This window comes from Pseudomonas sp. JAI115, assembly GCF_014200835.1.
Classification (GTDB): Bacteria; Pseudomonadota; Gammaproteobacteria; order Pseudomonadales; family Pseudomonadaceae; genus Aquipseudomonas; species Aquipseudomonas putida_A.
Window position 1 is genome coordinate 1 of sequence record NZ_JACHCY010000002.1, and the last position, 14535, is coordinate 14535.

14 protein-coding genes are annotated in these 14535 nt (G+C 58.9%); 11 read left to right on the forward strand and 3 right to left on the reverse strand.

What is annotated here, in order from left to right:
• Window positions 1-116: 116 nt before the first annotated feature.
• Window positions 117-1013, reverse strand: coding sequence for a LysR substrate-binding domain-containing protein (locus HDC30_RS05045; protein ID WP_007964295.1), 897 nt, complete (start codon window positions 1011-1013; stop codon window positions 117-119).
• Between the two features lie 115 nt (window positions 1014-1128).
• Here HDC30_RS05045 and HDC30_RS05050 point away from each other — a divergent pair, with 115 nt between their 5' ends.
• The 8 genes from HDC30_RS05050 (at window position 1129) to rpoS (ending at window position 8348) form a co-directional block, all read left to right on the forward strand.
• Window positions 1129-2241 (forward strand): S-(hydroxymethyl)glutathione dehydrogenase/class III alcohol dehydrogenase, encoded by a 1113-nt coding sequence (locus tag HDC30_RS05050; RefSeq protein ID WP_027611042.1) that lies wholly within the window; start codon window positions 1129-1131, stop codon window positions 2239-2241.
• A gap of 65 nt (window positions 2242-2306) precedes the next feature.
• Entirely contained in the window at window positions 2307-3152 is an 846-nt protein-coding gene (fghA, locus tag HDC30_RS05055; protein ID WP_134785548.1) for an S-formylglutathione hydrolase, read from the forward strand.
• Between the two features lie 43 nt (window positions 3153-3195).
• Window positions 3196-3669 (forward strand): 2-C-methyl-D-erythritol 2,4-cyclodiphosphate synthase, encoded by a 474-nt coding sequence (ispF, locus tag HDC30_RS05060; protein WP_027611044.1) that lies wholly within the window; start codon window positions 3196-3198, stop codon window positions 3667-3669.
• The gene (gene truD, locus HDC30_RS05065; protein ID WP_183781384.1) at window positions 3666-4724 is read left to right on the forward strand and encodes a tRNA pseudouridine(13) synthase TruD; all 1059 of its coding nucleotides are present in this window, start codon (window positions 3666-3668) and stop codon (window positions 4722-4724) included. Before ispF ends, truD begins: the two co-directional genes overlap by 4 nt.
• Window positions 4712-5461, forward strand: coding sequence for a 5'/3'-nucleotidase SurE (gene surE / locus HDC30_RS05070; RefSeq protein WP_047601272.1), 750 nt, complete (start codon window positions 4712-4714; stop codon window positions 5459-5461). Before truD ends, surE begins: the two co-directional genes overlap by 13 nt.
• Window positions 5462-5502: 41 nt before the next feature.
• Window positions 5503-6138: a protein-L-isoaspartate(D-aspartate) O-methyltransferase gene (locus tag HDC30_RS05075; RefSeq protein ID WP_183782138.1), complete on the forward strand. Its 636-nt coding sequence runs from the start codon at window positions 5503-5505 to the stop codon at window positions 6136-6138.
• A gap of 212 nt (window positions 6139-6350) precedes the next feature.
• On the forward strand, window positions 6351-7232 hold the full coding sequence (locus HDC30_RS05080) for a peptidoglycan DD-metalloendopeptidase family protein (RefSeq protein WP_027611047.1): 882 nt from the start codon (window positions 6351-6353) through the stop codon (window positions 7230-7232).
• A 105-nt stretch (window positions 7233-7337) separates the two neighbouring features.
• Window positions 7338-8348, forward strand: a complete 1011-nt coding sequence (gene rpoS / locus HDC30_RS05085) for an RNA polymerase sigma factor RpoS (protein WP_007964304.1) — start codon at window positions 7338-7340, stop codon at window positions 8346-8348.
• 612 nt (window positions 8349-8960) lie between these two features.
• Here rpoS and fdxA read toward each other — a convergent pair.
• The gene (gene fdxA, locus HDC30_RS05090; protein ID WP_003222178.1) at window positions 8961-9284 is read right to left on the reverse strand and encodes a ferredoxin FdxA; all 324 of its coding nucleotides are present in this window, start codon (window positions 9282-9284) and stop codon (window positions 8961-8963) included.
• Window positions 9285-9447: 163 nt separating this feature from the next.
• Complete coding sequence (gene mutS / locus HDC30_RS05095) at window positions 9448-12030, reverse strand: DNA mismatch repair protein MutS (protein WP_007964305.1); 2583 nt, start codon at window positions 12028-12030, stop codon at window positions 9448-9450.
• A gap of 209 nt (window positions 12031-12239) precedes the next feature.
• Between mutS and HDC30_RS05100 the strand changes: the two genes are divergently transcribed.
• The 3 genes from HDC30_RS05100 (at window position 12240) to HDC30_RS05110 (ending at window position 14362) form a co-directional block, all read left to right on the forward strand.
• Window positions 12240-12974, forward strand: a complete 735-nt coding sequence (locus HDC30_RS05100; RefSeq protein ID WP_183781386.1) for an XRE family transcriptional regulator — start codon at window positions 12240-12242, stop codon at window positions 12972-12974.
• A 511-nt stretch (window positions 12975-13485) separates the two neighbouring features.
• Complete coding sequence (locus tag HDC30_RS05105; RefSeq protein ID WP_123587030.1) at window positions 13486-13890, forward strand: tail fiber assembly protein; 405 nt, start codon at window positions 13486-13488, stop codon at window positions 13888-13890.
• Window positions 13891-13939: 49 nt separating this feature from the next.
• A complete protein-coding gene (locus HDC30_RS05110) occupies window positions 13940-14362 on the forward strand; it encodes a tail fiber assembly protein (protein WP_103367843.1) in 423 nt (140 codons plus the stop codon).
• The last annotated feature ends 173 nt before the right edge of the window (window positions 14363-14535 follow it).

Sequence of the window (14535 nt, forward strand, 5' to 3'; positions counted from 1 at the left end):
TCCCACGGTCTGTACTGGTCAGAGTCAGAATCGAGTCTGTAGTCCCGCCCACCCCTTCAAGTCTAAACATACAAGCGAGCCTGCTCGCGAAGGCGATCGTTCAAGCAACCCATCACTCAGCCCCGATACTCCGGCCGCTCGGCCAATCCTTCCTTCAAGAAATCCACCAGCTTGCGCACCTTCGGCGACAAATGCCGCTGCTGTGGATACAACGCCCACACCGCCGTATTCGGCGGCTGATGCGCCTCCAGCAGCGAAATCAGCGCACCACTGTGCAAATGCTCCAGCACGTAATAGTCCGGCAACTGACACAGGCCTACCCCTTGTAGCGCCGCATCCAGCACTGCTTGCCCACTGTTGCAGCGCCAGTTTCCCTGCACGCGCTGGGAAAATTCCCGGCCGTTCTGTTCCAGTTGCCACAGATCCGAACTGCCGATCAGGCAATTGTGCCGGCTCAGTTCCGACAAGCTGTGTGGGCGGCCATACCGTTCCACGTAGGAAGGAGACGCGCACAGGTACATCCGACGCGGCGCCAGGCGGGTGGCGACCAATCGAGAATCCTGCAATCGGCCCAGGCGGATCGCCAGATCCAGTCCCTCATGCACCAGATCGAGTTGGCGGTTACTCAGCTCGATATCAACGCGCAGTTGCGGGTATTGCCCCATGAACCGCGTCACCAACGGCACGATAAACCGCTCGCCGTAGGCCACGGCGCAGGTCATGCGCAGCATGCCTTTCGGTTCGCTGGTCAGGTCGCCGACCGCGCGCAGAGCTTCTTCGCGACCGTCCTGCAGGCGCTGACAATGCTGCAGAAAGGTCTGACCGGCTTCGGTCAGGGTCACACGACGGGTGCTGCGGTAGAGCAGGCGCGTCTGTAATCGATCCTCCAGCCGTACGATTTGTCGACTGATGTGTGAGGAAGAAACCCCAAGGCGTTCGGCCGCAGCGGTGAATTGGCTGCATTCGGCGACGGCGACGAACTCGTCGATACCTTCCCAGCGGTTTTCGGACATTTGATTATCCCTGTACAGCAATAATATTTTGCATTTGTCCGGATTATTAATCAGTTGGCGCTGAACTACACTGCCGGTCTGGTTTTTTATTCATTGGATTCACTGGAGAGTCAGCATGATCAAGTCGCGCGCCGCCGTTGCCTTCGAGGCCAAGAAGCCGCTGGAAATCGTAGAAGTCGATGTGGCCATGCCCAAGGCCGGTGAAGTGTTGTTGCGCGTGGTGGCTTCCGGGGTTTGCCACACTGACGCCTACACCCTGTCCGGCGCGGATCCGGAAGGCATCTTCCCGTCGATCCTTGGCCACGAAGGTGGCGCGATCGTTGAAGCCATCGGCGAGGGCGTCACCTCGGTCGCCGTCGGTGATCACGTGATTCCGCTGTACACCCCGGAATGCGGCCAGTGCAAATTCTGCAAGTCGGGCAAGACCAACCTGTGCCAGGCGATTCGAGCCACTCAGGGCAAAGGCCTGATGCCGGACGGCACTTCGCGCTTTTCCTACAAGGGCCAAACGATTTTCCACTATATGGGTACTTCGACGTTCTCGGAATACACCGTACTGCCGGAAATCTCCGTGGCGAAAATCGCCAAGGATGCGCCGCTGGAAAAGGTCTGCCTGCTCGGTTGCGGCGTAACCACCGGTATCGGCGCGGTAATCAACACTGCGAAGGTCAAGCCAGGTGACACCGTGGCGATCTTCGGTCTCGGCGGCATCGGTCTGTCGGCAGTCATCGGTGCAGTGAAAGCCAAGGCTGCGCGGATCATCGCCATCGACATCAACCCGGCCAAGTTCGAGATCGCCAAGCAGTTGGGCGCCACCGATTGCGTCAACCCGAAAGACTTCGATCGTCCGATCCAGGAAGTGATCGTCGACATGACCGACGGCGGCGTCGACTTCTCCTTCGAGTGCATCGGCAACGTGCAACTGATGCGCGCGGCGCTGGAATGCTGCCACAAGGGCTGGGGCGAATCGGTGATCATCGGTGTTGCCGGTGCCGGTCAGGAAATTTCGACCCGTCCGTTCCAACTGGTGACCGGTCGCGTCTGGCGTGGTTCGGCGTTCGGTGGCGTGCGTGGCCGTACCGAGCTGCCAAGCTATGTCGACATGGCGCAGAGCGGCGAGATTCCGCTGGATACTTTCATTACCCACACCATGGGTCTGGAGGACATCAACAAGGCCTTCGACCTGATGCACGAAGGCAAGAGCATCCGCACCGTCATTCATTTCTGATCAATCGCGACGCCACGGCTACAGACCTTGAAGGTTTATAGCCGGGGCCGCGTAGGAGTCTTTACATGAGTCTGGAAAACATCTCCTGTCAGAAAAGTTTCGGCGGCTGGCACAAGCGCTATCGCCACCGTTCCGACGTGCTCGGCTGCGACATGGTGTTTGCCGTATACCTGCCGCCGCAAGCGGAGCAGGGTGGCAAGCTGCCGGTGCTGTACTGGCTGTCCGGTCTGACCTGCACCGACGAGAACTTCATGCAGAAGGCCGGGGCGATGCGCATGGCCGCCGAACTCGGTCTGATCATCGTCGCGCCGGACACCAGTCCGCGCGGCCCGGATGTGCCGGGTGATCCAGATGGCGCCTGGGATTTCGGCCTTGGCGCCGGGTTCTACCTGAATGCCACGCAGGAACCGTGGTCGCGGCACTATCGGATGCATGACTATGTCGTGCAGGAATTGCCTGCACTGGTTGAAGCGCATTTCCCGGCGTCGGACAAACGCAGCATCAGCGGCCACTCCATGGGCGGTCACGGTGCACTGGTCTGCGCGCTGCGCAACCCGGGGCGTTATCAGTCGGTGTCGGCGTTTTCGCCGATCAACAACCCGATGGATTGTCCGTGGGGGCAGAAAGCATTCTCCCGCTATCTGGGCGAAGACCGTTCCAAGTGGAAAGAATGGGATGCCTGCGCGCTGATTGCTGACGCCGACGAGAAACTGCCGTTGCTGGTCGATCAGGGTGATCGCGATGACTTCCTCGCCACGCAGCTCAAACCCGAAGCCCTGCAACAAGCTGCAAAACAAGCGGGTCATCCGCTGACGCTGCGCCTGCAACCGGGCTACGACCACAGCTATTTCTTCATCTCAAGCTTCATTGACGACCACTTGCAGCATCACGCACGCGCCCTGCGCGGTTAATGCAGGTAGAATCACGCCCTGACAAAAATCGGGGCGTTTTTTTATGCGTATTGGCCACGGCTACGATGTTCACCGTTTCGCTGAAGGCGATTTCATTACTCTGGGCGGCGTGCGTATTGCACACGGCTTCGGGCTGCTCGCTCATTCCGACGGTGACGTCCTGCTGCATGCCTTGAGCGATGCCTTGCTCGGCGCGGCCGCGCTGGGCGATATCGGCAAGCACTTTCCGGACACCGACCCGCAATTCAAGGGCGCCGACAGCCGTGTCCTGCTGCGGCATGTGGTCGCGCTGATCCACGCCAAGGGTTGGAAAGTCGGCAACGTCGACAACACCATCGTCGCTCAGGCACCGAAAATGGCCCCGCATATCGAAGCGATGCGCGCGTTGATCGCCGCCGATCTGCAAGTTGAACTGGATCAAGTGAACGTGAAAGCTACCACCACCGAAAAGCTCGGCTTTGTCGGTCGCGAAGAAGGCATCGCCGTGCATTCCGTTGCCTTGTTGCTGCGCGCATGAACGAACTGCAATTGCTTGGCCCGCGGGCCTATGGCGAACCACTCGGCACTGCGGTTCTGAAAGCCATTGCCGAAGATTTTCAGGTCGATGAAGTGCTCGACATCCCGTTCAGCGGCGATGGTGAGCACCTGTGGATCTGGGTCGAAAAACGTGGCCTGAATACCGAAGAAGCAGCGCGCCGAATTGCCAAGGCCGCCGGCGTGCCGTTGCGCACCGTCAGTTATGCCGGGCTGAAGGATCGTCAGGCGTTGACCCGTCAGTGGTTCAGCGTGCAACTGCCGGGCAAGGCTGATCCGGATCTGTCGGCGGCGGAAAACGACACGCTGAAGATCCTCAAGACCACGCGCCACAAGCGCAAGCTGCAACGCGGCGCGCATTCGGCGAACGGCTTCACCTTGCGCCTGACCCGGTTTGCCGGCGACAAGGATGCGATCGAGCAGCGTCTGCAACTGATCGCCAGGCAAGGCATTCCCAATTATTTCGGCGCCCAGCGTTTCGGCCATGACGGCGGTAACGTCGTTGATGCGCGTGCCTGGGCGGCGCGCAATGCGCTACCGGAGCAGCGCAATGTGCGCTCGCGGCTGCTATCGACGGCGCGCAGTTTTCTGTTCAATCAGGTACTGGCCGCTCGGGTTGCCGATGGCACCTGGCAGCAGGCGCAAGTCGGCGATCTGCTGGCGTTCACCGACAGCCGCAGTTTTTTCCCGGCCGGTGAGGCCGAATGCAGCGATCCGCGCCTGGCGATTCTCGACCTGCACCCGACCGGTCCGCAGTGGGGCGAAGGTGACTCACCCGCCGCTGGCGCTGTCCATGATCTGGAGCAGGGGATTGCCGAGCGTGAAGCGGATCTGCGCGATTGGTTGATCAATGCCGGAATGAGCCACGAACGTCGCATCCTGCGGCTGCCCATTGGCGGGTTGTCGTGGCATTATCCCCAGCCTGACATTCTGCAACTGGAATTCGTCCTCCCGGCCGGATGCTTCGCCACCGTATTGGTGCGCGAACTCGTTGATCTGGTGCCGGTGGGGCAGACGGACAGCCCATGCGTATTCTGATTTCTAACGACGATGGGGTAACCGCACCCGGTCTCGCCGCGCTTTATGCTGCGCTGGCGGATTACACCGAGTGCGTGGTTATCGCCCCGGAGCAGGACAAAAGCGGCGCCAGCAGTTCGCTGACGCTCGACCGTCCGTTGCACCCGCAATACCTGGCCAACGGTTTCATCAGCCTCAACGGTACGCCGACCGACTGCGTGCACCTGGGCCTCAACGGCCTGCTGGAGCGCGAGCCGGACATGGTGGTTTCCGGGATTAACCTCGGCGCCAATCTGGGCGATGACGTGCTGTATTCCGGCACCGTGGCGGCTGCCCTTGAAGGGCGCTTTCTCGAGCGCCCTTCGTTTGCGTTTTCGCTGTGTTCGCGACAGGTGGACAACCTGGCGACAGCCGCACATTTCGCGCGCAAACTGGTCGAAGCCCACGCCGGGCTGGACCTGCCGCCGCGCACGGTGCTGAACGTGAACATTCCCAATCTGCCGATCGATCATATTCGTGGCATTCAACTGACCCGTCTGGGCCATCGCGCCCGTGCTGCGGCGCCGATGAAAGTGGTCGACCCGCGTGGCAAGGCCGGCTATTGGATTGCTGCGGCCGGTGATGCCGAAGACGGCGGCCCGGGCACTGACTTTCATGCGGTGATGCAGGGGTATGTGTCGATCACGCCGTTGCAGCTCGATCGCACGTTCAATGATGCCTTCAGAAGTCTCGACGGCTGGCTGGAGGAACTGCGCTGATGGCTCGTGAACACGAAGACAGACTGCGCAGTGGCATCGGCATGACGTCGCAGCGCACCCGTGAACGTCTGATCCAGCGGCTGTATGAAGAAGGTCTGTCCAACGCCAAGGTGCTGGAAGTGATCCGCCGTACGCCGCGTCATCTGTTTGTCGATGAAGCGCTGGCGCACCGCGCGTACGAAGACACCGCACTGCCGATCGGCCACAACCAGACCATCTCCCAGCCTTATATGGTGGCGCGCATGAGCGAGCTGCTGCTGGAGGCGGGGCCGCTGGACAAGGTGCTGGAGATCGGTACCGGTTCGGGTTACCAGACGGCCGTGCTGTCGCAACTGGTCGAGCGGGTATTTTCGGTCGAACGCATCAAGGTCCTGCAGGATCGGGCCAAGGAACGCCTGGTCGAACTCAACCTGCGCAACGTGGTGTTCCGCTGGGGCGATGGCTGGGAAGGCTGGCCGGCGCTGGCGCCGTACAACGGTATTATCGTCACCGCAGTCGCGACCGACGTGCCGCAGGCCTTGCTCGATCAACTGGCACCGGGTGGGCGGATGGTGATTCCGGTCGGCTCGGGGGAACTGCAGCAACTGATGTTGATCGTGCGTGAAGAACACGGCTTTTCCCGTCACGTATTGGGAGCTGTGCGCTTCGTGCCATTGCTCAATGGCCCGCTGGCCTGAGCATTTATTTGCGGGCGCTGAATTCCTTGCGCTGGCCTGTGTCTTACACCGGCAGTGATGGTTTAAACGCTACGAACTGTCCACGGGCAAACGTGTGCGTGAAGCGTTTTCGCATCTTTAACGGTAAAGCCGGTTCGGCCCGTTATACTTGCGACACTACTTGCCGCGATTCGGCATTCCACATATTTCAGCCACCACAAAGGGAGCGGCGGGTGAGTCTCACAGTCATTGCGCAGCGTATGGGTAACACGAGCTTTCAGCGCCTGGTGACTGGCCTTGTATTGAGCACCTTGCTGGTCGGTTGCTCCAGCACCAAATCGAGCAACGTGCGGGTGGTCGATCGCAACAGCGCGGCGGCCCAGCGTCCGGCCGTCACGACCGGGCAGTATGTAGTCCGTCCGGGCGATACGCTGTTTTCCATCGCTTTTCGCTATGGCTGGGACTACAAAGCCCTCGCGGCCCGCAACAATATTCCTACGCCGTATACGATCCACCCGGGTCAGACAATTCGCTTTGACGGCCGCACCGGTTCAACACCGACAGCGGTGGTGAGCAACGGCAGTTCCGCGCCATCATCGTCGAGCAAAACCACGGTAATCCGGCGCCAGGCGAATGGCACGACGACCACCACCGTGACCGGCTCCGGAGCCGCTGCTGCGGGGGCTGCACCGTCCGTCGCGAACAAATCGGCTCCGGCTCCGATGCCTCCACCGGGCCCGGCCCCGACCGGCTGGGGATGGCCATCTAATGGCATTCTGATTGGAAAATTCTCTTCAAACGGTAGTTTGAATAAAGGAATTGATATCGCCGGAGATTTGGGACAGCCTGTTTTAGCTGCGTCTGATGGGACGGTGGTTTACGCCGGGAGTGGCTTAAGGGGCTACGGCGAATTAGTCATCATCAAACACAGCGAAACCTACGTCAGTGCCTACGGACATAACCGCAGGCTGTTGGTACGGGAGGGGCAGCAGGTCAAGGTCGGACAGACAATTGCCGAAATGGGGTCCACGGGTACAGACCGGGTGAAACTGCATTTTGAGATTCGCCGCCAAGGTAAACCTGTAGATCCGCTGCAGTTCCTGCCCAAACGTTGATTTGAGGCCAGCCTGTTCCGTCGCGTAGAGGGGACAGGCTCCAGCGCTGCCAAGGATAAAGGCGTCGCTTGAGCTTGGGGTCGAACTCACCAAAGGACTATAACAATGGCTCTCAGTAAAGAAGTGCCGGAGTTTGACATCGACGATGAGGTTCTCCTTATGGAGGCCGGCATCGATTCGGAATCTTCGATGTCGAATGATGAAGGGGCTGCTCCACCTTCCGTTCGTTCCAAATCCAGACAATCCGCTTCACTTAAACAACACAAGTACATCGACTACACTCGGGCACTCGATGCCACGCAGCTGTATCTCAACGAAATCGGCTTTTCACCACTGCTCTCCCCGGAGGAAGAAGTTCATTTTGCGCGTCTGTCGCAAAGTGGCGACCCTGCCGGGCGCAAGCGCATGATTGAAAGTAACCTGCGGCTGGTCGTGAAGATTGCCCGGCGTTACGTCAATCGGGGGCTGTCGCTGCTGGATCTGATCGAAGAGGGTAATCTCGGCCTGATCCGCGCAGTGGAAAAGTTCGATCCCGAACGTGGCTTCCGCTTCTCGACCTACGCGACCTGGTGGATCCGTCAGACCATCGAGCGCGCGATCATGAATCAGACCCGGACCATCCGGTTGCCGATCCATGTGGTCAAGGAGCTCAACGTGTACCTGCGGGCGGCACGGGAGCTGACGCAAAAGCTCGATCACGAACCCTCACCCGAAGAAATCGCCAACCTGCTGGAAAAACCGGTGGGCGAGGTCAAGCGCATGCTCGGCCTGAACGAGCGGGTTTCTTCGGTCGATGTCTCGCTGGGTCCGGATTCGGATAAAACCCTGCTGGACACCCTGACGGATGACCGTCCGACCGATCCATGTGAACTGCTGCAGGATGACGACCTGTCGCAGAGCATCGATCAATGGCTCTCAGAACTGACCGACAAGCAGCGCGAGGTGGTCGTACGCCGTTTCGGCCTGCGCGGCCATGAGAGCAGCACGCTGGAAGACGTAGGCCTGGAGATCGGCCTGACCCGTGAACGGGTGCGGCAGATCCAGGTGGAGGGCCTCAAGCGCCTTCGCGAAATCCTCGAGAAGAATGGCCTGTCGAGCGAGTCGCTGTTTCAGTAAGCGCCTCACACGCCTGCCGCAAGAAGCCCCGACTGGTTCGGGGCTTTTTTATTGCTCGGATATTGGCTGATGACTGTCTGTGGCGAGGGAGCTTGCTCCCGCCGGGTTGCGCAGCAACCCCAAAAATTCATGAGCGCTACGCACTCAAGCGGGAGCAAGCTCCCTCGCCACAAAGTTCATTGCCGGACAAATGGTCAGCATTTCCATCGTTTGTAGTCTCGCGGTGTAAGCCTTGGCGTACTCTTTCGTAAGCGTTCCCCATTTTTGCAGGACGGTAGACGTCGACTTCTGCCGAGAGTCGTATTTAACCAATTGATTTATATGCTTATTTTTTAATATGAAGTGCTTATTACAGCGACTTTCACCCCGCCGGGCCGATTGCTCTCGGCAGGGAACTCTCTAGTATCAGCACTGTGTCGACGGACAGACACGCCCTTCAGGGAAGAGGGGAATGGACATCGCAGGACGCGATTCATCAGGACGATGAAAAGGAATACAGGGAATAGGGAAAAAATGTGGGCGGGTCAAACCGCCCCTTTTTTTGCCTGTAGAAAAGTAAATTCCGAAAAAGCAAAAAGGCCCGCAAGGGGCCTTTTGGTAACGCGCGACAGATCAGCGTTCGAGATCTTTGATCTTGCCTTTGACGCCATCCCACTCTTCGGCATCCGGCAGCGATTCTTTCTTCTCGGTGATGTTCGGCCAGATTTCGGCCAATTCAACGTTCAGTTGAATGAACTCCTGCATATCCTCCGGAACTTCGTCCTCGGAGAAAATCGCGACGGCCGGGCATTCCGGTTCGCACAGGGCGCAGTCGATGCACTCGTCCGGGTGAATCACCAGGAAGTTCGGGCCTTCGTAAAAGCAGTCCACCGGACAGACTTCTACGCAGTCGGTGTACTTGCACTTGATGCAGTTGTCGGTGACGACGAAGGTCATTTCTAATTTTCTCCTCAGGCGGCGGCAGCGTAGCCCCTTCACGGTTGGGGTCGCCAGGTTCGGGAGCGATGTCTGCCAGCCAGGCTATTAGCCAGCAGCATCCCAAACCGCGCGAGATTCTAACAGCTTGAAGCCGTTTGCGTTATATCCGGTTCTTCGCTGCTTAGATCCGGTTCTTAAGTGCATATAACAATTCGAGCGCTCGACGCGGGGTCAGGTCATCGAGATCCACTTTCGCCAACTCATCGAGCACTGGGTGCGGCAGGCTGGCAAACATGTCGCTCTGCTGCGGAGCGGCCGGTTTGCCTTTGACGGCAGGCTTGGGCGCTTCATGCGGCAATGCGGTGTCTTCCAGTCGGCTCAGGTGCTCACGGGCACGCACGATCACTTCACTCGGCACGCCGGCCAGTTGCGCCACCGCCAGGCCGTAGCTCTGGCTGGCAGGCCCCGGCAACACGTGGTGCAGGAATACGATGCGCTCGTTGTGCTCGGTGGCATTCAGATGCACGTTAGCCACCAACGGCTCGGCTTCCGGCAGCACGGTCAGTTCGAAGTAGTGCGTGGCAAATAGAGTATAGGCACGCAGATGCGCCAGACGCTCGGCGGCGGCCCATGCCAGGGACAGACCGTCGAAGGTGCTGGTGCCACGACCGACTTCGTCCATCAGCACCAGACTGCGTTCGGTGGCATTGTGCAGGATGTTGGCGGTTTCGCTCATCTCGACCATGAAGGTCGACCGACCGCCGGCCAGGTCATCGCTGGAACCGATTCGGGTGAAGATCCGGTCCACCAGCGACAACTCGCAACTGGCCGCCGGCACGAAGCTGCCGATATGCGCCAGCAGCACGATCAATGCGGTTTGGCGCATGTAGGTGGATTTACCACCCATGTTCGGGCCGGTGATCACCAGCATCCGGGTGTTGTCATCCAGACTCAGGTCGTTGGCCACGAATGGCGTAGTCAGCACTTGCTCGACCACCGGGTGACGCCCTTGGGTGATGCGCATGCACGGCTCGCTGACGAAGCGTGGGCAGTTCAGATCAAGGTTCAGCGCACGCTCGGCAAGGTTGCTCAGCACGTCCAACTCGGCCAATGCGCCGGCAGTATCCTGCAGCGGTGGCAACTGGCTGATCAGGTCTTCCAGCAGCGCCTCGTAGAGCATTTTCTCGCGAGCCAGGGCACGGCTCTTGGCCGAAAGCGCCTTGTCTTCGAATTCTTTCAGCTCAGGCGTGATGAAGCGCTCGGCGCCCTTGAGCGTCTGGCGCCGGATGTAATCGGCTGGAGCCGATTCGGCTTGCTTGCTCGGCAGTTCGATGAAGTAGCCGTGAATGCGGTTGTAACCGACTTTCAGGTTGGCCAGACCGGTGCGGGCCTTTTCCCGGGCTTCCAGATCGATAAGGAACTGGCCGGCGTTTTCGCTCAGCGATTGCAACTCGTCGAGTTCGCTGTCGTAACCGGTTTTCAGCACGCCGCCGTCGCGGATCACCGCTGGCGGGTTGTCGATGATGGCTTTTTCCAGCAGCGCCGCCAGTTCCGGATAGGTGCTGGTGGTGGTCGCCAGGCGTTGCAGGTGCGGTGCTTCGAGGTCGGTCATCGCCACTTGCAGTTGCGGCAGGGCACCGAGGGCATCGCGCAGGCGAGCGAGGTCACGAGGGCGCGCATTGCGCAGACCGATCCGCGCCAGAATCCGCTCGATGTCGCCGATTTCCTTGAGCTGCGGCTGCAGCTTTTCGAAGCGGTAGCCGTCGAGCAGGCAAGTGATCGAGGTCTGGCGCGCTAACAGCACGGTCAGATCGCGCAGCGGACGGTTCAGCCAACGGGTCAGCAAACGGCTGCCCATGGCGGTCTGGCAGCGATCAACCACCGATTGCAGGGTGTTGTCGCGACCACCAGCCAGGTTAGTGTCGAGTTCGAGGTTGCGGCGGCTCGCGCCGTCGAGCACCACGGTGTCGTCCAGACGCTCATGACGCAGGCTGCGCAGATGGGGCAGGGCGGTGCGCTGGGTTTCCTTGGCATAGGCCAGCAGGCAACCGGCGGCGCCGATGGCCAGGGTCAGGGTTTCGCAACCGAAGCCTTTCAGGTCTTGTGTGGAAAACTGCTGGCAGAGACTTTTCAGCGCCGAATCACGCTCGAAATCCCACGGCGCGCGACGACGCACACCACGGCGTTTTTCCGCTGGCAGGTCTTTCGGCCAATCGTCCGGGATCAGCAGTTCCACCGGGTTGACTCGCTCCAGCTCCGCCAGCAGGTTTTCCCAGCCCTTGATCTCGAGCACAGTAAAGTTGCCGCTGGTGATGTCCAGCACCGCCAGACCGAACAGACGCTCGTCGCCCAGCACGGCGGCAATCAGGTTGTCGCGACGTTCATCGAGCAGCGCTTCGTCGCTGACCGTGCCCGGGGTAATGATCCGTACCACCTGACGTTCTACCGGGCCCTTGCTGGTGGCCGGGTCGCCGACCTGCTCGCAGATCACTACCGACTCGCCGAGCTTGACCAGTTTCGCCAGGTAACCTTCCGCCGCGTGGTAAGGAATCCCGCACATCGGGATCGCTTGCCCCGCCGACTGGCCGCGCGCGGTCAGAGTGATGTCGAGCAACTTGGCCGCCTTCTTCGCGTCTTCATAGAAGATCTCGTAGAAGTCGCCCATGCGATAGAACATCAGCTGATCCGGGTGCTGATTCTTCAGGCGCCAGTATTGCTGCATCATCGGGGTGTGGGAGGACAGGTCGGAGACGGCTTTATTCATCGGATTGTCAGGTAACTCGTTAAATGATGTAGGGCAAAAGCGAGGGCAACCGCCGGGCTTTTCCGCGATGGGCGCAAGGTTACCATGGGCGGTCGGCTCGACGCAGGCATGACGGCCGGCTGATACTTTCTGCGTTTAATTGTGATTTATGCACGATTTATGCGAATCAGCATTTGTCTTCGGAAAAAACTTCAAGCACTATGCGCGTTATGCAAAAACGCAACGTATCCTCCGTCTTAAGAGCACTGCTCGACCAGCACGGGATCTCCCCCACGGAGCTCCACCGTCGCACCGGCGTGCCTCAATCAACGCTCTCGCGGATTCTCAGCGGGAAGATCGTCGATCCTTCGGATAAACATATCTCGAAGATCGCCGAATACTTCAATGTGAGCACCGATCAATTGCGTGGCCGCGCCGATGTCGCGATCGCGACCGGTGGCGCGCGCGATGACGTGCATGCGGAACTCAAGGACATAAGCCTGTGTGACGACGATACCCCTGTCGATGACGACGAGGTGTCGGTGCCCTTTCTTCGTGAGGTTGAATTGGCTGCTGGATCAGGAAGATTCGTCATCGAAGAGAGCGAACGCTCTAGCCTGCGCTTCGGCAAACGCAGCCTGCGCCATAACGGTGTGCAGTTCGACCAGGCCAAATGCGTGACGGTGCGCGGTAACAGTATGATGCCGGTGTTGCGTGATGGCGCCACGGTCGGGGTGAACGCTGGCAAGTGCGGGATCGGCGACATCATTGATGGCGACCTGTACGCGATCAATCACAACGGTCAGTTGCGCGTGAAGCAGCTCTATCGCCTGCCGACCGGTATCCGTCTGCGCAGTTTCAACCGCGATGAACATCCGGACGAGGACTACAGCTTCCAGGATATGCAGGACGAGCAGATCGTCATCCTCGGTCACGTCTTCTGGTGGGGCATGTACGCCCGATAGATTTTCACCCGTCAAAGAAACCCGCCTCCTAGCGGGTTTTTTTTCGCCTGAATAAAACCCTCGAGCCCTTGATTTATGCGGCCTGCATGCGTTCGTGCATTTCCTTCGCATAAATAAATGCATTTATGCATTGACTGTATATGCATCCATGCATATTCTTGCCACCAAGCCGCTCGACAAAGCGGCTGGCAACAACAGCTCTTTAGTTCCACAAGAACAGGCAGCGATGAACCGGCCTCAACGGTTCAGAGGGTTGGCAACTGACCCGGGTGTGCAGCGTAAAGCACCAAGAGCAGTTATCCGGCGGGCAGGGACCGCGGTCGGAAAAACAATTTGAATGGACTCGTACCGCGCCAGTAGCGCCGAAAAGTCAGCTTCCTTCTCGGATACAGGATTTGAAGGAAGGCGAAGGAGCGCATTACTGAAAAGCCCGGCTAAGTGCCGGGCTTTTTGGAATGCCTGCCAGATCCATCACGACATTCATCGCTAACACCGCACAAAGGAAGACTAAATGAATCTCTATGCACTGGTTGAATACAGCAAAGTTACCCAGCTCAAGGAAAGTGAAGTCAGCCCGGAAGCACCTGCTTCGCCAACTTCGTTTTGGGTTGATGTAACAGGTAATACACAGATTCGCGTCGGTTGGGGCGCAACATTCGATGGCGTCTGGACATTCACGCCGCCCTCCGAGCAAGACCTGCGCGATGAAGCGCAGCAGCAGAAATGGCAATTGCTGAATGTTGCCGCTGGCTGGTTGCTGCTCAACTCCCTGAATTACAAAGTTGAGACCGGCGTTGCCACCCCGGCAGAACAAGCCCTGCTGCTGACGCACAAGCAATATTGCATCGCCGTCAGCGACATCGATAAACAGCCGGGTTATCCGGCAACTATCGTCTGGCCAGTCGCCCCGTACTGACAGACATGACAAACAGCGTTCGCTGGTAATCAATAAAAAGGAAGTTGGAATGAATCGTTACGCACTTACAACGACAGTAATGGGTTACACCGTGATTCTTCAGATCGTCGAGTCTGAGGGCGCGGCACCCGCTGTTCCGGCAAATGAACCTTTTGCCCAATGGCGAAACATCACCGGTAACGACATTGCGCAACCGGGAATGAAAATCAGCTGGGGGCCTTTTGGCGATGAGTATGTTGAGACAACTCTCCTCGAGCAACAGATGACCACCAATGGCCGCATGCAACAACGCTTTGACGCAGCCGGGCGCTGGTTGATGTTCAACCCTTTGCAATACAAGCTGGATCTCGGCATCGCCACTGCGGCAGATGAGTCGGCATTGGTTGCCTATAAGCAGTACTGCGTTGCCGTCAGCGAAGTTATCAACCAGAACACCTTCCCGACAATCAACTGGCCAGTCGCCCCGTTCTGATGCAAATGCGTTAACGCGCCTGCCTCTTAGAGCGAATTACTGAAAAGCCCGGTCTCACCAACGGGCTTTCGAAATGCCTGCCTGATTTCTGTAGCTACCCCAAAAGAACATGCGTTGCTACTGGCTCACAAGCAGTATTCCATGGCTGTCAGCGACATTGAAACAGTCCGGCT